The organism is Streptomyces fradiae, from assembly GCF_041270065.1.
In the GTDB taxonomy this organism is placed as follows: Bacteria; Actinomycetota; Actinomycetes; order Streptomycetales; family Streptomycetaceae; genus Streptomyces.
The window spans coordinates 1,160,297-1,175,453 of the sequence record NZ_CP065958.1 but is presented as its reverse complement, the minus strand read 5'-3'; the positions used below and the strand labels follow the sequence as shown (position 1 = coordinate 1,175,453).

7 protein-coding genes are annotated in these 15,157 nt (G+C 74.8%); all 7 read left to right on the top strand.

All coding sequences use genetic code 11. The features are described from left to right. The first annotated feature begins 151 nt into the window (after positions 1-151). The 7 genes from JAO84_RS05105 to JAO84_RS05075 all read left to right on the top strand — a co-directional run bounded on the left by JAO84_RS05105 (position 152) and on the right by JAO84_RS05075 (position 15,129). On the top strand, positions 152-4,930 hold the full coding sequence (locus JAO84_RS05105; protein WP_370410786.1) for an amino acid adenylation domain-containing protein: 4,779 nt from the start codon (positions 152-154) through the stop codon (positions 4,928-4,930). Positions 4,931-4,989: 59 nt separating this feature from the next. Continuing rightward, positions 4,990-9,513 carry an amino acid adenylation domain-containing protein gene (locus JAO84_RS05100; RefSeq protein WP_370410784.1) on the top strand — a complete coding sequence of 1,508 codons (4,524 nt, stop codon included), beginning with the start codon at positions 4,990-4,992 and terminating at the stop codon, positions 9,511-9,513. A 299-nt stretch (positions 9,514-9,812) separates the two neighbouring features. After that, entirely contained in the window at positions 9,813-11,687 is a 1,875-nt protein-coding gene (locus JAO84_RS05095) for a non-ribosomal peptide synthetase (protein ID WP_370410782.1), read from the top strand. Further along, the gene (locus tag JAO84_RS05090) at positions 11,684-12,511 is read left to right on the top strand and encodes a thioesterase II family protein (protein ID WP_370410780.1); all 828 of its coding nucleotides are present in this window, start codon (positions 11,684-11,686) and stop codon (positions 12,509-12,511) included. Before JAO84_RS05095 ends, JAO84_RS05090 begins: the two co-directional genes overlap by 4 nt. Next, the gene (locus JAO84_RS05085; RefSeq protein WP_370410778.1) at positions 12,511-13,701 is read left to right on the top strand and encodes a cytochrome P450; all 1,191 of its coding nucleotides are present in this window, start codon (positions 12,511-12,513) and stop codon (positions 13,699-13,701) included. Before JAO84_RS05090 ends, JAO84_RS05085 begins: the two co-directional genes overlap by 1 nt. Before the next feature lie 184 nt (positions 13,702-13,885). Then, positions 13,886-14,098, top strand: coding sequence for an MbtH family protein (locus JAO84_RS05080; protein ID WP_370410776.1), 213 nt, complete (start codon positions 13,886-13,888; stop codon positions 14,096-14,098). A gap of 8 nt (positions 14,099-14,106) precedes the next feature. Continuing rightward, positions 14,107-15,129: a TauD/TfdA family dioxygenase gene (locus JAO84_RS05075; RefSeq protein ID WP_370416664.1), complete on the top strand. Its 1,023-nt coding sequence runs from the start codon at positions 14,107-14,109 to the stop codon at positions 15,127-15,129. The last annotated feature ends 28 nt before the right edge of the window (positions 15,130-15,157 follow it).

The window sequence follows — 15,157 nt, the reverse complement described above, 5'->3', positions numbered from 1 at the left end:
TGCGTCGTTCGCGGGATCGTCCCTGTTCAAGCGGCAGTTTTAACTGCCGATGGACTTCCGAGCATTCTGCCGATCGGTCCGGATGGTCCGCCTTATCGTCGAGACCGCTACCGACCACTGCCCGTGGCGTCGTCAAATTCATCGGGGTTGGATGATGGAATCTCGCGGTTTTCCCTTCATATCCGTCGCACGCCGGTTTCCGGACCGCCCGGCCCTGCGGATCGGTTCCCGGACCGTCACCTACCGGGACCTCGACGAGCTGAGCGGTGCACTCGCCGCCCGGATCGCGCCCGGGCGGACGGTCGCCGTCACCGGCAGGGACCGGCTCGACCACGTGGTCGGCCTGCTCGGCGCCCTCCGGGCCGGCGCCGTCTGCCTGCCGCTCGACCGGGAGGCGCCCGAGGAGCGCAACCAGTGGATCCGTCAGGACGCCGGCGCCACCCTCGCCTACACCGACGGCGAGCTCGTCGAAATCGTCGGACTCGACGCGTCCGCCCCGCTCGACCGGGCGACCCGCGCCGGGGGCACCGCCGGGACCGCCGGCTACCTCATCTACACGTCCGGCACCACCGGCCGCCCCAAGGGCGTCCACGTGCCGCTCGCCGCGCTGACCGGCCATCTGGCCGCCGCCGTCGAGCGCTTCGGGCTCACCGAGGACGACGTGGTACTGCACTTCGCCCGCCCCACCGTGGACGTGGCCGTCGAGCAGGTCCTCACCGCGCTCTCGGCCGGCGCCCGCGTCGTCGTACCCGAGCAGCAGCTCCTGGCGCCCGCCGCCCTGCTCGACCTCCTCGACGCCGAGGGCGTCACCGTCGCCAACCTGGCCGCCGGCTACTTCCAGGAGGTGGTGGCCGCGCTCCGCGAGCACGGCCGAGCGGCGCCGCGCACGCTCCGACTGATGATCTCCGGCAGCGACCGGCTCTACCCGGACACCGCCGCCGGCTGGTGGGCCGCCACCGGAATCCCGCTGCTCAACGCCTACGGACCGACCGAGACCGTCGTCACCGCCACCGTCCACGAGCTGGCCGGCCCGGCCGCGGGCCCGGCGGCGGGGGAGGAGTCGCCGGCGGACACCGTCCCGATCGGCCGCCCGCTCGGCGACCGCCGCGCCTACGTCCTGGACGAGCGGCTGCGGCCGGTGGCGCCCGGCACACCCGGTGAGCTGTACCTCGGCGGGCCGCTGCTCGCCTCCGGCTACCACGGGCGGTCCGGCCTGACCGCGGGCCGGTTCGTCGCCGACCCGTTCGCGCCGGAGCCCGGCGCCCGGATGTACCGCACCGGCGACGTGGTGCGGCGGCCCGGCGCCGACGCCGCGCTGGAGTTCGTCGGCCGCGCCGACCACCAGGTGAAGATCCGCGGCTTCCGGGTCGAGCCCGGCGAGATCGAGCAGGTGCTCGCCGGCCATCCGGACGTCGCCGGAGCGGTCGTCGTGGCGCACGAGGGCCGGCTCGCCGCCTATGTGACCGGGACCGCGACCACCGCCGCCACCGCCACCGCGCCCGATCCGGCCGGACTCCGCGCCCACCTGGCCGAGCGGCTGCCCGAGCACATGGTCCCGGCCACCGTCACCCCGCTGGACGCCTTCCCGCTGACCGCCGGCGGCAAGGTCGACCGCTCGGCGCTGCCCGAGCCGCAGGCCGTACCCGCCGCGGCCGCCTCCGCCCGCCGTCCGCCGCGTACCCCCGCCGAGCAGCTGATCGCCGCCGTCTGGGCCGACGTCCTCGGCGTGCCCGAGGTCGGCGCCGACGACAACTTCTTCCACCTGGGCGGGGACTCCCTCACCGCCGTACGCGTGGTCGGCCGCGTCTTCGACGTGTTCGGCATGATCTCCCCGTACACCATCTTCGACGCACCCACCCTCGCCGAGTTCGCCGCCGCCGTCAGCGCCGCGTCGGACGCCGGCGACCGCCCGGAACTGGTCCCGACCGGCGCCACCGAGGCACCGCTGGCGAACTTCCAGCGCGGACTGTGGTTCCTGGAGCAGTGGAATCCCGGCGCGCCGACCTATGTCGTGCCCTGGGTGTTCCGCTTCGCCGGACCGGTCGACCCGGAGCTGCTCCGCCGGGCCCTGGCCGGTGTGGTCGACCGGCACGGCGCGCTGCGCACCACCTTCGAACTGGGCGAGGACGGCCCCCGGCAGATCGTCCACCCCTCCGTGGAGCTGCCGTTCACCGTCCGGGAGACCACCGCCGACGCCCTGGACGCGCTGATCGCCGAGGCCGCGCTCGTGCCCTTCGACCTGGAGACCGGCCCGCTCGTCCGCGCCCATCTCTACCGCACCGGCGCGACCTCCACCCTGCTGCTGCTCTGCCACCACATCGTCTGGGACGAGGGCTCGCTGCCCGTTCTGGAGACCGAACTGGCCGCCCTGTACGAGTCCCTGGCCACCGGCCGCCCCGCCGAGCTGCCCGAACTCCCGGTCCAGTACGCCGACTACAGCGCCTGGCAGCAGCAGGACGGCACCGCCGAGCGGCAGCTCGACCACTGGCGCGAGCAGCTGCGCGACGCGCCCACCGAACCCGTCCTCGCCACCGACCGGCCCCGCCCCGAGGTCCAGGCCTTCCGCGGCGCCTTCCACCGCTTCGCCATGCCCCGTCCGGTCGCCGAGGCCGTCCGGGCCCTGGCCCGCAGCGAGGACGCGACGCCGTACATGGTGCTCCTCGCCGGACTCGCGCTCACCCTGCACCGGCGGACCGGCCGGCGCGACCTCGTCCTCGGCTCCCCGGTGAGCGTCCGCGGTCGGGCCGAACTCGACGCCCTCGTCGGCTACTTCGTCAACCTCCTGCCGCTGCGCGTCCGCCTCGGCGAGGACATGGACTTCCGTGACCTGGTCCGGCATGTCCGCGAGGTGGCCATCGACGGCTACCGCCACCAGGAGGCGCCCTTCGACGCCATCGCCGGCGCCGTCATGGCGGACCGCCCCGACGACCGCGCCGAGGACCGCAACCCGCTCTGCCAGGTGCTCCTCGAACTCCACCCGCTGGACACCCGACCGCTGACCGTCGGCGGCACCGAGGTCGCCCGCGAGCTCCACTCCAACCCGGTCTCCCGCTTCGACCTGTCGATCTCCGTCGACGACCGCGGCACCGACTTCACCGGCCGCTTCGAGTACGACTCCGACCTCTTCGACCCCGGCACCATGGCCGAGCTGTGCGAGGCCTGGCTCGGGACACTCGCCGCGGCCGTCGAGGCGCCGGTGCACACCCTGTTCGAGGACCGGGCCGCCCGGCATCCGCGGGCCCTCGCCCTGGTCTCCGGCGAGGACCGGGTCGACTACGGCACCCTGAACGAGCGGGCCAACCGCCTCGCCCACCACCTCGCAGACCTCGGCATCGGCCGCGGCGACACCGTCGCCGTCCTGGTCGAACGCGGACCGGATCTCGTCGTCGCCCTGCTCGCCGCCCTGAAGGCCGGCGCCGCCTACACCCTGCTCGACCCGGACTTTCCGGCCGAGCGGCTGGCCGGCGCGGTCGCCGACAGCGCCGCCGCGCTGCTCGTCACGCACCGCGAGACGAGCCTGCCGTTCCCGGTCGCCCGCCACCTCGACTTGGACACCGAGGCCGCCGCCCTCGCGGCCCGCCCCGGCCACGACCCCGGCCTTCCGGTCACCGGCGCCGACCTCGCCTGTGTGATGTTCACCTCCGGCTCCACCGGCCGCCCCAAGGGCGTCGCCGTCCCGCACCGCGCCCTCGTCAGCACGTACCTCGGCCAGGACTACGCCCGCTTCGGGCCCGACGAGGTCTGGCTCCAGTGCTCCCCGGTCTCCTGGGACGCCTTCGCCCTGGAGCTGTACGGCGCCCTGGCCTTCGGCGGCGTGTGCGTGCTCCAGCCCGGCCAGCGGCCCGACCCGCAGGCCGTCGCCGAGCTGACCCGGCGCCACGGAGTCACCCAACTCCAGCTCTCCGCCAGCCTGTTCAACTTCCTGCTCGAAGAGTTCCCGGAGACGTACGACGACCTCCGCGTCGCCTTCACCGCCGGCGAGCGGGCCTCGGTCACCCACGTGGGCAAGGCACTCGACCAGTACCCGGAGCTCGTCGTCGCCAATGGCTACGGCCCCGTCGAGAGCCTCGGCCTCACCACCTGCCACCGCGCCACCCCCGAGGACGCCTCCGGCGCCTCCATCCCGATCGGCCGCCCGCTGCACGGCAAGGAGATCCACGTCCTCGACGAGCGGCTGTGCCCCGTGCCGGACGGCACCTCCGGGGAGCTGTACGCGGCCGGCGGCGGCCTCGCCCTCGGCTACGTCGGCCGGCCCGGCCTCACCGCCGAACGGTTCGTCGCCTCCCCGTTCGGCGCACCCGGCGAGCGGCTCTACCGCACCGGCGACCTGGGGCACCGGACGACGGAAGGCGTCCTGGAGATCACCGGCCGCATCGACGACCAGGTGAAGATCCGCGGCTTCCGGATCGAACCCGGCGAGATCGAGGACGCGCTCACCCGCCACCCGTCCGTACGCGAGGCCGCCGTCACCGTCCACGAGCCGGCCCCCGGCGACCAGCGGCTCGCCGCGTACGTGACCGCCGCCGGAACGGCCCGGCCCGACCCGGACGCGCTGCTCGACCACCTGGCCGGACTGCTGCCCGAGCACATGGTCCCGACCACGCTCGATGTCCTCGACGCCCTGCCGCTCAACCCCAACGGCAAGATCGACCGCCGCGCCCTGCCCGCCCCGGCCCAGCGCGCGGAAGCCGCCCCGGCCGACCCGCTGACCCCGGACCAGCGCCTCGTCGCCGACGCCGTCCGGACCGTCCTGAAGCTCAGCGAGGACCCCGGACCCGACGCCGACTTCTTCCGCCTCGGCGGCAACTCGCTGGCCGCCGTACGGGTCTCCATGCAGCTCTCCAAGCAGACCGGCACCCGGGTCCCGCCCCAGGCGGTCTTCCGCGGCCGGACGGTCGGCGCCATCGCGGAACGGCTGGCCGCGCGATGACACGACGCCCGGAGCCGCAGGCCCGCACGAACCGTCCGCCGACCGAAGGGAACGAGGCCGTGAGCCCGTCCGCCGACCTGCCCGCCGACCTGCCCGCCGACCTGTCGGCAGTGCCGCCGATCCCGCCCCCGGCCGGCCCCTTCGCCCGTACCGCGCCCGTCTCCGGTCTCCAGCGCGGACTCTGGTTCCTCGACCGGTGGAACCCGAAGGACCCCACATACACCACACCGTGGACGTACGACGTCACGGGACCGCTCGACCTCGCGCTGCTCCAACGGGCCCTCGACGGCGTGGTCGCCCGGCAGGAGGTGCTGCGCACCACCTTCGAGCTGGGCGAGGACGGCCCGCGCCAGCGCGTCCACCCCACCCTCGCCGTACCGCTCGCCGTCACCGACCTCCGCGACCTCCCCGAAGCCGTACGGGCCGGGCGCGCCGAGGAGTTGATGGCCGAGCGGGCCGCCGAGCCCTTCGACCTGACCACGGGGCCGCTGCTGCGCGCCGAGGCGTTCCGGCTCGCCGACGACCGCACCACGCTCCTGTTCGTGGTCCACCACATCGTCTGGGACGGCTGGTCGGCCGAGCTCTTCGAGCGCGAACTCACCGCGTTCTACGCCGCCTTGGGCACATGCGGGCCGACCGGGCTGCCGGAGCTCAGCACCCGTTACGCCGACTGGGCGGAGGAGGGGCGCCACACGTCGTACGAGGAGCACCTGGCCCACTGGAAGCAGAGCCTCGACGGCGCCCCCACCCTGCTCGAACTGCCCGGCGACCGCCCCCGGCCCGCCGAGCGCAGCCCCCGCGGCGGCACCGAGCCCTTCGACCTCGTGCCCGGCACCGCGGCCGGGGTCCGTGCGCTCGCCGAAGAGGAGGGCGTCACCCCGTTCACCGTCCAGCTCGCCGCCTTCGCCCTCCTGATGAACCGCTGGACCGGCGCCGACGACCTGATCGTCGGTACCCCGGTCACCACCCGCGACCGTCCCGAACTCGGCGACCTGCTCGGCTACTTCGTCAACCTGCTGCCGCTGCGCGTCCGGCTCGCCCCCGACGCGACCTTCCGCCGGCTCCTTGCCGACGTCCAGGACGGCGCCTTCGACGCTTTCGGGTATCTCGACGTCCCCTTCGACCAGCTGGTCGACCTGCTCGGCACCGCCCGCGACGCACAGCACCCGCCGCTGGTCCAGGTGGTGTTCGGCGCCCACGCCGAGGACCGCACGCCGCTCGCGCTCGGCGCCGCCACCGCCGTACGCGGCAGCCGCTCCAACGGCACCAGCAAGTTCGACCTCACCTGGTCGGTGTTCGACAGCACCGACAGCACGGGAGGCGGTGAACTGCGCGGCGAGGCCGAGTACAGCAGCGACCTCTTCGACGCCGCCACCGTGCGCCGGCTCGCCGCCGACTACGCCGGCCTCCTCGACGCCGCGCTCGCCGACCCGGACGCCACCGTGCTCCGGCTCACCTCCACGGGCCACCCGCACCGCCCCGCCCGCCTCGACGCGGGCCACTGCCTCCACCACCTCTTCGAGCGGGCCGCCGACGCGTACGGCGACCGGCCCGCCGTGAGCGACGAGGGCGCCACCCTCACGTACACCGAACTCGACGCCCGCGCCAACCGGCTGGCCCACACCCTGATCGACCGCGGGGTGCGCCCCGGCGACCGGGTCGGCCTGCTCCTGGAGCGCACCGCCGCCGTTCCGGCCGCCATCCTCGCCGTCCTCAAGACCGGCGCCGCCTATGTGCCCGTCGACCTCGCCGCCCCGGCCGACCGCGCGGCCCTCGTCTTCGGCGACACCGCCGTCACGCTCGTCCTCACCGACCGGCCCGACCGGGCCCCCGACGGCCCCTGGCAGACCCTCGACCTCACCGCCCGGGCGGCGGAGATCGCGGCCCACCCGGCCGTCCGGCCGCCCGCCGCCGGCCGCCCCGGCGACCTCGCCTACCTCATCTTCACCTCCGGCTCCACCGGCCGCCCCAAGGGCGTCGGCATCGCCCACGAGCACGTCAGCCGCCTCCTCGACTCAGGCCGCGCGCACTTCGGCTTCGGCCCCGACACCGTCTGGACGCTCTTCCACAGCTACGCCTTCGACTGGACCGTCTGGGAGCTCTGGGGCGCCCTCCTGCACGGCTCCCGCCTGGTCGTCGTCCCCTACCTCACCAGCCGCTCGCCCGACGAGTTCGCCGGACTGCTCGACGCGGAGGCGGTCACCCACCTCTGCCTCACGCCCTCCGCCCTGCGCCAGCTCGAACCGGCGCTGCGCCGCCGGCCGCGCGCCCTGCCCGCACTGCGCTGGATCATGCTCGGCGGAGAGGCGCTCGACCCGGCCGTCGTCCAGCGCTGGCACGCACTCGACCCGCTGCCCCCCGCCCGGCTCTGCAACCTCTACGGCATCACCGAGACCACCGTCCACGTCACGATCCACGACGTAGCCGACGGCGGCACCGGCTTCGAGCGCAGCCTGATCGGCGCACCCATGCCGCACCTCACCGCGCTCGTCCTCGACGACTGGCTGCGGCCGTGCCCGCCCGGCGTCCCCGGCGAGCTGTACATCGGCGGCGGCAGCCTCGCGCACGGCTACTGGGACCGCCCCGGCCTCACCGCGGGCCGCTTCGTCGCCGACCCGTACGGCCCGCCCGGCGCGCGGCTCTACCGCACCGGCGACGTCGCCAGACGGCTGCCGGACGGCGGCCTCGAATACGTCGGCCGGGCGGACTTCCAGGTGAAGCTTCGCGGCTTCCGGATCGAACTCGGCGAGATCGAGAACGCCGTCGCCGCCCATCCCGAGCTGGACGCCTGCGTGGTCACCGTCCACGAGGACCGGCTCGCCGCGTACGTCACGGGACGTGCGCCCGCCGAGCCCCACGACCTTCGGGACTTCCTCGGCCGCACCCTGCCCGCGTACATGATTCCGGCGACGGTCACCGTCCTGGACGCGATCCCGCTCACCGTCAACGGCAAGGTCGACCGGGCCGCGCTGCCCGCACCCGACCGGCTCGCGGCGGCCACCGCCACCGGCCGGCACGTGGAGCCGCGCACCCCGGAGGAGGAACTGTTCGCCGGGGTCTGGACGGAGGTGCTCGGCGTCGCCGGGATCGGGGTCCACGACGACTTCTTCCACCTCGGCGGCGACTCCATCCGAGCCGTCCAGCTGGCCGGCGCGCTGCACGACCGCGGCTGGCAGGTCACCCTGCGGGACGTCTTCAACGCCCCGACCGTCGCCGAACTCCTGCCGCTGGCCCGCCCGGTGGCCGCCGATGCGGACGCCGGCCGGCCGTTCGCGCTGATCGATGAGGAGGACCGGGCCGACCTCCCGCCCGGCATCGTCGACGCCTACCCGATGGTCTCGATGCAGCTCTCCATGGTCTTCCACATGGAGGTCGCCGGCGGCACCGACAGCTACCACAACGTCAACTCCTACCGGATCACCGGCGAGCTCGACGAGACCGCCCTGCGCCGCTCGGTCGAGGAGGCGATGGCCCGGCACGCCGTCCTGCGCACCGGACTCGACCTCTCCGGCTACGGCGAACCGCTCCAGCTCGTCCACGGAACCCTGGCCGCACCGGTCGAGTTCGCGGACTTGCGGGGCGCGAGCGAGGAGCACCAGGACGAACGGATCCGCGCCGTCTTCGCGCACCACCGGGACCGGCCCTTCGACCTCACCGCACCCCCGCTCTTCCGGATCACCGCGCAGCGGCTCGCCGCCGACGCCTTCCAGCTGACGATCTCCGAGCACCACGCCATCCTCGACGGCTGGAGCTTCACCTCGCTCCTTACCGAGATCCTGGAACGGCACACCGGGCTCGCCGCCGACCCGGCATCCGCGCCCACCCCGCCGCCCCGCACCGCCTTCCGCGACTTCGTCGCCGTGGAGCGCGAGGCCGCCGCCGACCAGGACTCCCTGACCTACTGGCAGGGGCGGCTCGACGGCGCCACCGGCCAGCTCTGGCCCGGCAGCGAGGACGTCCACGAGCTGCCCCGCACCGTGGAACGGGTGCTGCCCGACGCCCCCGGACAGCTGCGCGCCGTCGCCGACGCGCTCGCCGTCCCGGTCAAGTCGGTCGCGCTCGCCGCCCACCTCCACGCCCTCGCCCGGATCACCGGACGGCGCAGGGTCACCACCGGCCTCGCCACGAACGGCCGGCTCGAACGGCTCGGCGGCACCGAGGTGTACGGCCTCTTCCTCAACACCGTCCCGCTCGTCGCCGAGCCCGGGGACGACCTGGCGGCGCTCGTGCGCCACGTCCACCGCGAGGAACTGGACATGATGCCGCACCGCCGGGTCCCGTTCGCCCGGCTGGCCCGCATGATGGCCGACACCGCCCTCGACAGCCAGTTCGGCTATCTGCGCTTCCACGCCCTCGGCCGCCTCAGCGCCGCCCGCATCGAGGACAGCCGCATCGGCTGCGAACCCACGCTGCGCCACGAACCCAACAGCTTCGCCTTCGGCGCGTCCCTGATCCAGGACCCGGTCTCCGACCGCGTCCTGCTCGCCGTGGACCACCAGCGCGCGGTGGTGGACGACGCCACGGCGGAGGAGTTCATGAACGCGTACGAGGAGGCGCTGGGGCGCCTGGCGGGCGCCCTCTGACGCACCGGCGGGACCGCGCGGGCCCCGGCCCCGCCGGTCCGGTCCAGGCAGGGTTCGCCGGCGTCGCGCCCGCCGGTCGGTCGAGGCAGGGCCGCCGAGCCGCGCGCGGCGGGCCGGGACGCCGGGTTTCGTACGCCGGTCCCGTACGCGGGCGACGCCGGCGTCCCGGGTCGCCCTTCGGCCGCCCGCAATGCCGGGCCGAAGGCCGTAGCGGGCCCGCCGGCGCCCCGCGGCGACACAACGTGATCAACCCATCCACCCCACCCCACCCACCGACCACCACCGAGGAGTGCCCTCACATGACCACCTACGCCGAGCCGGCCACCGCAACGGCCCTCGCGACCGACACCCCCGCTCAAGTTCCCGCCCCCGCCGTCGACCTCCTGGCCCGACTGCGTGCCGCGGTCGCCGCCCACCCCGAGCGGCCCGCCGTGCACGCCGTCGACGGCAGCCTCGACTTCGCCGAACTGGACCGCCGCACCGCCGGGCTGGCCGGTGCCCTGCGGGCGTCCGGAGTGCGGCGCGGCGACCGGGTCGGGGTGCATCTCGGTCGTACGTCCGATTTGCCCGTCGCGCTGCTCGCCGTCTGGCGGGCGGGCGCCGCGTACGTGCCGCTCGACCCGGCGTACCCGGCCGAGCGGATCGGCTTCATGGCCGCCGACGCGCGGCTCGCCGCCGTGGTCAGCTCCGACGCCGCGCCGCCCGTGCCGGCGGGCGTCGCGGTGCTCCGGCCCGATGCCGCGGCCGAGCCCGCCGCTGCGTTCACGCCGCACCCGCTCGATTCCGCGTACGTCATCTACACCTCCGGCTCCACCGGCCGGCCCAAGGGCGTGGAGGTGCCGCATGGCGCCGTCGCGGATCTCGCCGCCGCGCTCGAGCGCAGCGGCGCCTACCGGCCGGAGCCGGGCGTCGTCGCCTGGAACGCCAGCGTCTCCTTCGACGCCTCCGTGCAGCAGTGGATACGGATCTGCCGCGGCGACACCCTGGTGCTGATCGACGACGCCCGGCGCGCCGAACCCGCCCGTCTCGTCGAGCTGCTCGCCGAGCACGGCGTCACCGATCTCGACCTGACGCCCTCGCACTGGCAGCTGCTCCGCGAACCGCTGGCCGGTACCGGTACCGGCGCCCGTGTGCCGCGCCTGTTCATGGGTGGTGAGCCCGTGCCCGCCCGGACCTGGCGCGAAATGGCCGACGGCGGGATCGACGCGCTCAACCTGTACGGGCCCACCGAGTGCACCGTCGACGCGATCACCGCGCCGATCACCGGCCCCGGCCCGCACCTCGGCGAGCCGCTGCCCGGCGTCCGCGCGTACCTGCTCGACGACCGGCTCGCGCCGGTGACGGGCGCCGGCGCGGTGGGCGAGCTGTATCTGGCCGGACCCGGTCTGGCGCACGGATACCCGGGTCACCCGGGCCTGACCGCGGGCCGGTTCGTGGCGGATCCGTTCGCTCCGGAGCCCGGCGCGCGGATGTACCGCACCGGCGACCAGGCTCGCCGCTCCGCCGACGGGCTGCTCGCATACGTCGGCCGGGTGGACCGCCAGGTCAAGCTGCGCGGCTTCCGGATCGAGCTGGGGGAGGTCGAGCACGCGCTCGCCGCCCTGGACCCGGTCGCCGCGGCCGCGGTCACCGTGCACGAGGCCGCGCCCGGCGACCACCGTCTCGCCGGCTACGTCACCGGCGCGGCCGGCGGCGCGCCCGTCCGCCCCGCCGACCTGCTCGCCGAGCTCCGCCGCGCCCTGCCCGCCCACCTGGTGCCGTCCACCCTGACCGTGCTCGACGCCCTGCCGCTCACCCCGAACGGCAAGGTCGACCACCGCGCCCTGCCCGTTCCGGCCCCGGCCCCGGCCCCGGACACCGCTTCGGACGCGGTCTCGGGCGTATCGGACGCGCACGGGGGAGTGGACGAGCAGGTCGCCGAGGTCTGGCGCACCGTGCTCGGTGTGCCCGCCGTCGAGCCGACCGACGACTTCCTCTCCCTGGGCGGCCACTCGCTCGCCGCCCTCCGTGTCGTCCACCTGCTGCGCCGCAGGCTCGGCGTCGAGCTCCAGCTCCGGCACCTCCTCGACGCCGTCGACCTGGCCGACTTCACCGCCGCCGTCCGTCGCGCCGCCGCGGCCGGCCCCGCCGCCGCACGGCCCGCCCTCACCGCCCGCCGGACGGCCGTCCGATGACCACCACGACCACCTCCTTCCGTACCCCGGCTCCCCGGAGCGCCCGCCCCCGCGTCGAGGGCGACTGGCTGCTGGTCCCCGCTCCCCAGCCGCATCGTCCGGTCCGTCTGTTCTGCTTCCCGCACGCCGGTGGCGACGCCACCGCGTACACCCCGCTGGCCCGCGCCCTCGCTCCCGTCGCCGAGGTGTGGGCGCTGCGCCCGCCGGCCAGGGGCGGCCGCAGCCGGCACCCGATGCCGCCCGACTTCGACGCCCTGGTGGCCGCCGTCACCGAAGCGCTGACCCCGCACCTGACCGGCGGCGGGGGCGGCCGATTCGCCTTCTACGGGCAGAGCTTCGGCGCCCTGCTCGCCTACGAGGTCGCCCGCGCGCTGCCCGCCGACCGCCGCCCCGAGCTGGTCGTCGTGGCCGGCGCGCCCAGCCCCGCCGAGTGGGAGGAGCGCGAGACCGGCAACCTGGACGCGGCCGAACTCCTCCGGCTCACCGGTCTGGAGGAGCTGGTCCGCGCCGATCCGGACCTGGTCGAGCTCGCCCTCGGGGCCATCCGCACCGACCTCGCCGTCAGCGCCACGTACCGCCACCGCCCGCACGCGCCGATCGGCTCCGCGCTCCACGCGGTGGCCGGAGCCGGCGACCCGATGCTCGCCACCACCGACCTGTCCGCCTGGGCCGCCCACACCCGCGGTGCCTTCGGCCACCGCGTGCTGCCCGGCGGGCACCTGCTCGCCACCGTCGACCGGCCGGGACCGGTCGACCTCCTGACCTCTCTCCTGACGAGGCGTCAGGCAACTGATATCTCCTCCACCACCCCCAAGGAGCACTGATGCCGAGCCCCACCACGACCGCCGTCGACCTCACCGACCCGGCCCTGTGGGCCCGGCCCGACACCCCGGAGCTCGTCGCCGAGCTGCGCCGCGAGGCGCCCGTGCACCTCACCGATACGGTCGACGACGGCCCCGTCTGGTCGGTGCTCACGTACCGGGAGTCGGCGGACGTGCTGCGCAACGCCGCCGTGTTCAGTTCGGAGTCCGGCTCGCTGCTCGGGGCCGGTGAGGGCAACGTGCCGGTCGGATCGGGCCGGATGATGGCCCTCACCGACCCGCCGCGCCACCGCGAACTGCGCGCCCCCGCCAACCCGTTCTTCTCCAAGGGCGGTGTACGGGGCGCCGCCCGCTCCATCGCCGAGCGGGCCGGCGAGCTCTTCGACCGGGCCGTGGAACAGGGCGAGGCGGACCTCGTCGACGTGGTCTCCGCGCTGCCGCTCGCCGTCATGTGCGACCTGCTCGACGTGCCCGAGAAGGACCGCGACATGGTGGTGCGGGTCTGCGACGTCGCCTTCCTCGGCCGCACGCCGGAGGAACGCCGGGCCGGACACCAGCAGTTGATCCCGTACCTGCTGCACCAGGTGATGCTGCGCCGCTCCGACCCGCGCGACGACCTGATCTCCATGATGGCCACGTACAAGGTCGGCGGACGGCTCCTGCCGGTCGAGGACGTCGTGCTCAACCTGGACAACATCGTGGTGGGCGGTGTCCAGACCGTCCGCCACACCGCCGCCATGGGCCTGTACACCCTCGTCCAGCGCCCCGATCTGTGGCGGAGGCTGCAGCAGGGCGAGGTGTCCATGGACTCGGCCGTGGACGAGCTGCTGCGCTGGACCTCGGTGGGCCTGCACACGCTGCGCACCGCCACCCGGGACGTCGAGCTGGGCGGCCGGCACATCCGGCGCGGCGACCGGGTCGCGGTGTGGGTGTGGTCCGCCAACCGGGACCCGGAGGCCTTCGAACGGCCCGAGGAGATCCTGCTCGACCGCTCGCCCAACAAGCACTTGGCGCTCGGCCTGGGCGCCCACTACTGCATCGGCGCCCCGCTGGCCAAGGCCGAGCTGAGCGCCCTGTACACGGCCGCGCTGGAGAAGGCCGCCCGCATCGAGCCCGCCGGGCCGGTCGACCACAACCGCTCGATCATCAACTTCGGCCTGGACCGCTTCCCGGTGCGCCTCGTCCGCCGATGAGCCGCCGGCCACGTCCGCCCCAGGTCCCTCCGGACCCCCAGGTCCCTGCGGACCCGCAGGGCCCGCGCCCTCCGGCAGTGCGCCAACTGCCGCTCACCTGCCGGGGCTTGTGCCGCTCCCGCCCGTCCGGCGCACCTACCTTCGAATCACAGCCCGGATCACCGATCACCATACGGAGACCACCATGAGCAACCCGTTCGAGGACGACAACGCCGCCTACCTGGTCCTGGTCAACGACGAGAACCAGCACTCGCTCTGGCCGGTCTGGATCGACGTGCCGGCCGGCTGGACCACCGTCCACGGCGAGGCGCCCCGCCAGGAGTGCCTCGACTGGATCGAGGCCAACTGGACCGACATCCGCCCGGCGAGCCTGCTCGCCACGCTCGACCAGCGGTGAGCGCCGCCATGCCGACCTGGGAGCTGAACCCCGGCCGCCCGGCCCTCGCCCACGTGCCGCCCACCGCCGGCCTCGCCGAGGCCTGCGCGTGGCTGCGCGAGAACGAGACCGCGCTGACCGCCGCCCTGCACGAGCACGGCACGATCTTCCTGCGCGGCCTGCCGGTCGCGGAGCCGGCGGACGTCGCCGCCGTTCGCGATGTGCTGATCCCCGAGCCCACCCCGTACCGGGAGAAGGCCACCCCGCGCAGCGACTTCGGTGACGGCGTCTTCTCGTCCACCGACCTGCCGCCCGCCCAGTCGATCCGCATGCACAACGAGAACAGCTACACCCTGACCTTCCCCGGCCGGCTGCTCTTCGCCTGCCTGACCGCGCCCGAGACCGGAGGCGCCACGCCGACCGCCGACGTCCGCAAGGTCCTCGCCGGGCTCCCCGACCACCTGGCAGAGCGCGGCCGGTCCTCCGGCTGGACGCTCACCCGCAACTACTCGGACTACGTCTCGCTCGGCTGGCGCACCGCCTTCGGCACCGAGGAGCGCGCCGACGTCGAGGCGTACTGCCGGGAGAGCGGCATCACCTGGGAGTGGCAGCCGGACGGCAACCTCCGCACCAGCCAGCTGCGCGCGGCCACGATCCACCACCCGCACACCGGCGAGGAGGTCTGGTTCAACCACCTGGCCTTCTGGAACGAGTGGTCGCTCGACCCGGACATCCGGGAGGCGATGGTCGACGAATTCGGCCCGGACGGGCTGCCGTTCCACACCGGCTTCGGCGACGGCGAGCCGCTGTCGCGCGAGGACGTGGACGCCCTGAACGCGGCCTACGACGCCGCCACCGTCCGCGAGACCTGGCAGGTCGGCGACGTGATGCTGGTCGACAACGTGCTCTGCGCGCACGGCCGCGACCCGTACCGGGGCGACCGGAAGATCGCCGTCGCGATGGGCCGGCCCGTGGACCTCCTGGACTGCCGGCCCACGGTGGACCCCACCGCCGGCCGCACGGCGAACCCGTCCACCGCAGTCCCCGCCTGAGGCGATCCGACCACCATCCACGCCGTGA

Coding starts and splice junctions, on each gene's coding strand:
- JAO84_RS05090 (WP_370410780.1), top strand. CDS start 11,684: ATGACCACCACGACCACCTCCTTCCGTACCCCGGCTCCCCGGAGCGCC.
- JAO84_RS05075 (WP_370416664.1), top strand. CDS start 14,107: ATGCCGACCTGGGAGCTGAACCCCGGCCGCCCGGCCCTCGCCCACGTG.
- JAO84_RS05105 (WP_370410786.1), top strand. CDS start 152: ATGATGGAATCTCGCGGTTTTCCCTTCATATCCGTCGCACGCCGGTTT.
- JAO84_RS05085 (WP_370410778.1), top strand. CDS start 12,511: ATGCCGAGCCCCACCACGACCGCCGTCGACCTCACCGACCCGGCCCTG.
- JAO84_RS05080 (WP_370410776.1), top strand. CDS start 13,886: ATGAGCAACCCGTTCGAGGACGACAACGCCGCCTACCTGGTCCTGGTC.
- JAO84_RS05095 (WP_370410782.1), top strand. CDS start 9,813: ATGACCACCTACGCCGAGCCGGCCACCGCAACGGCCCTCGCGACCGAC.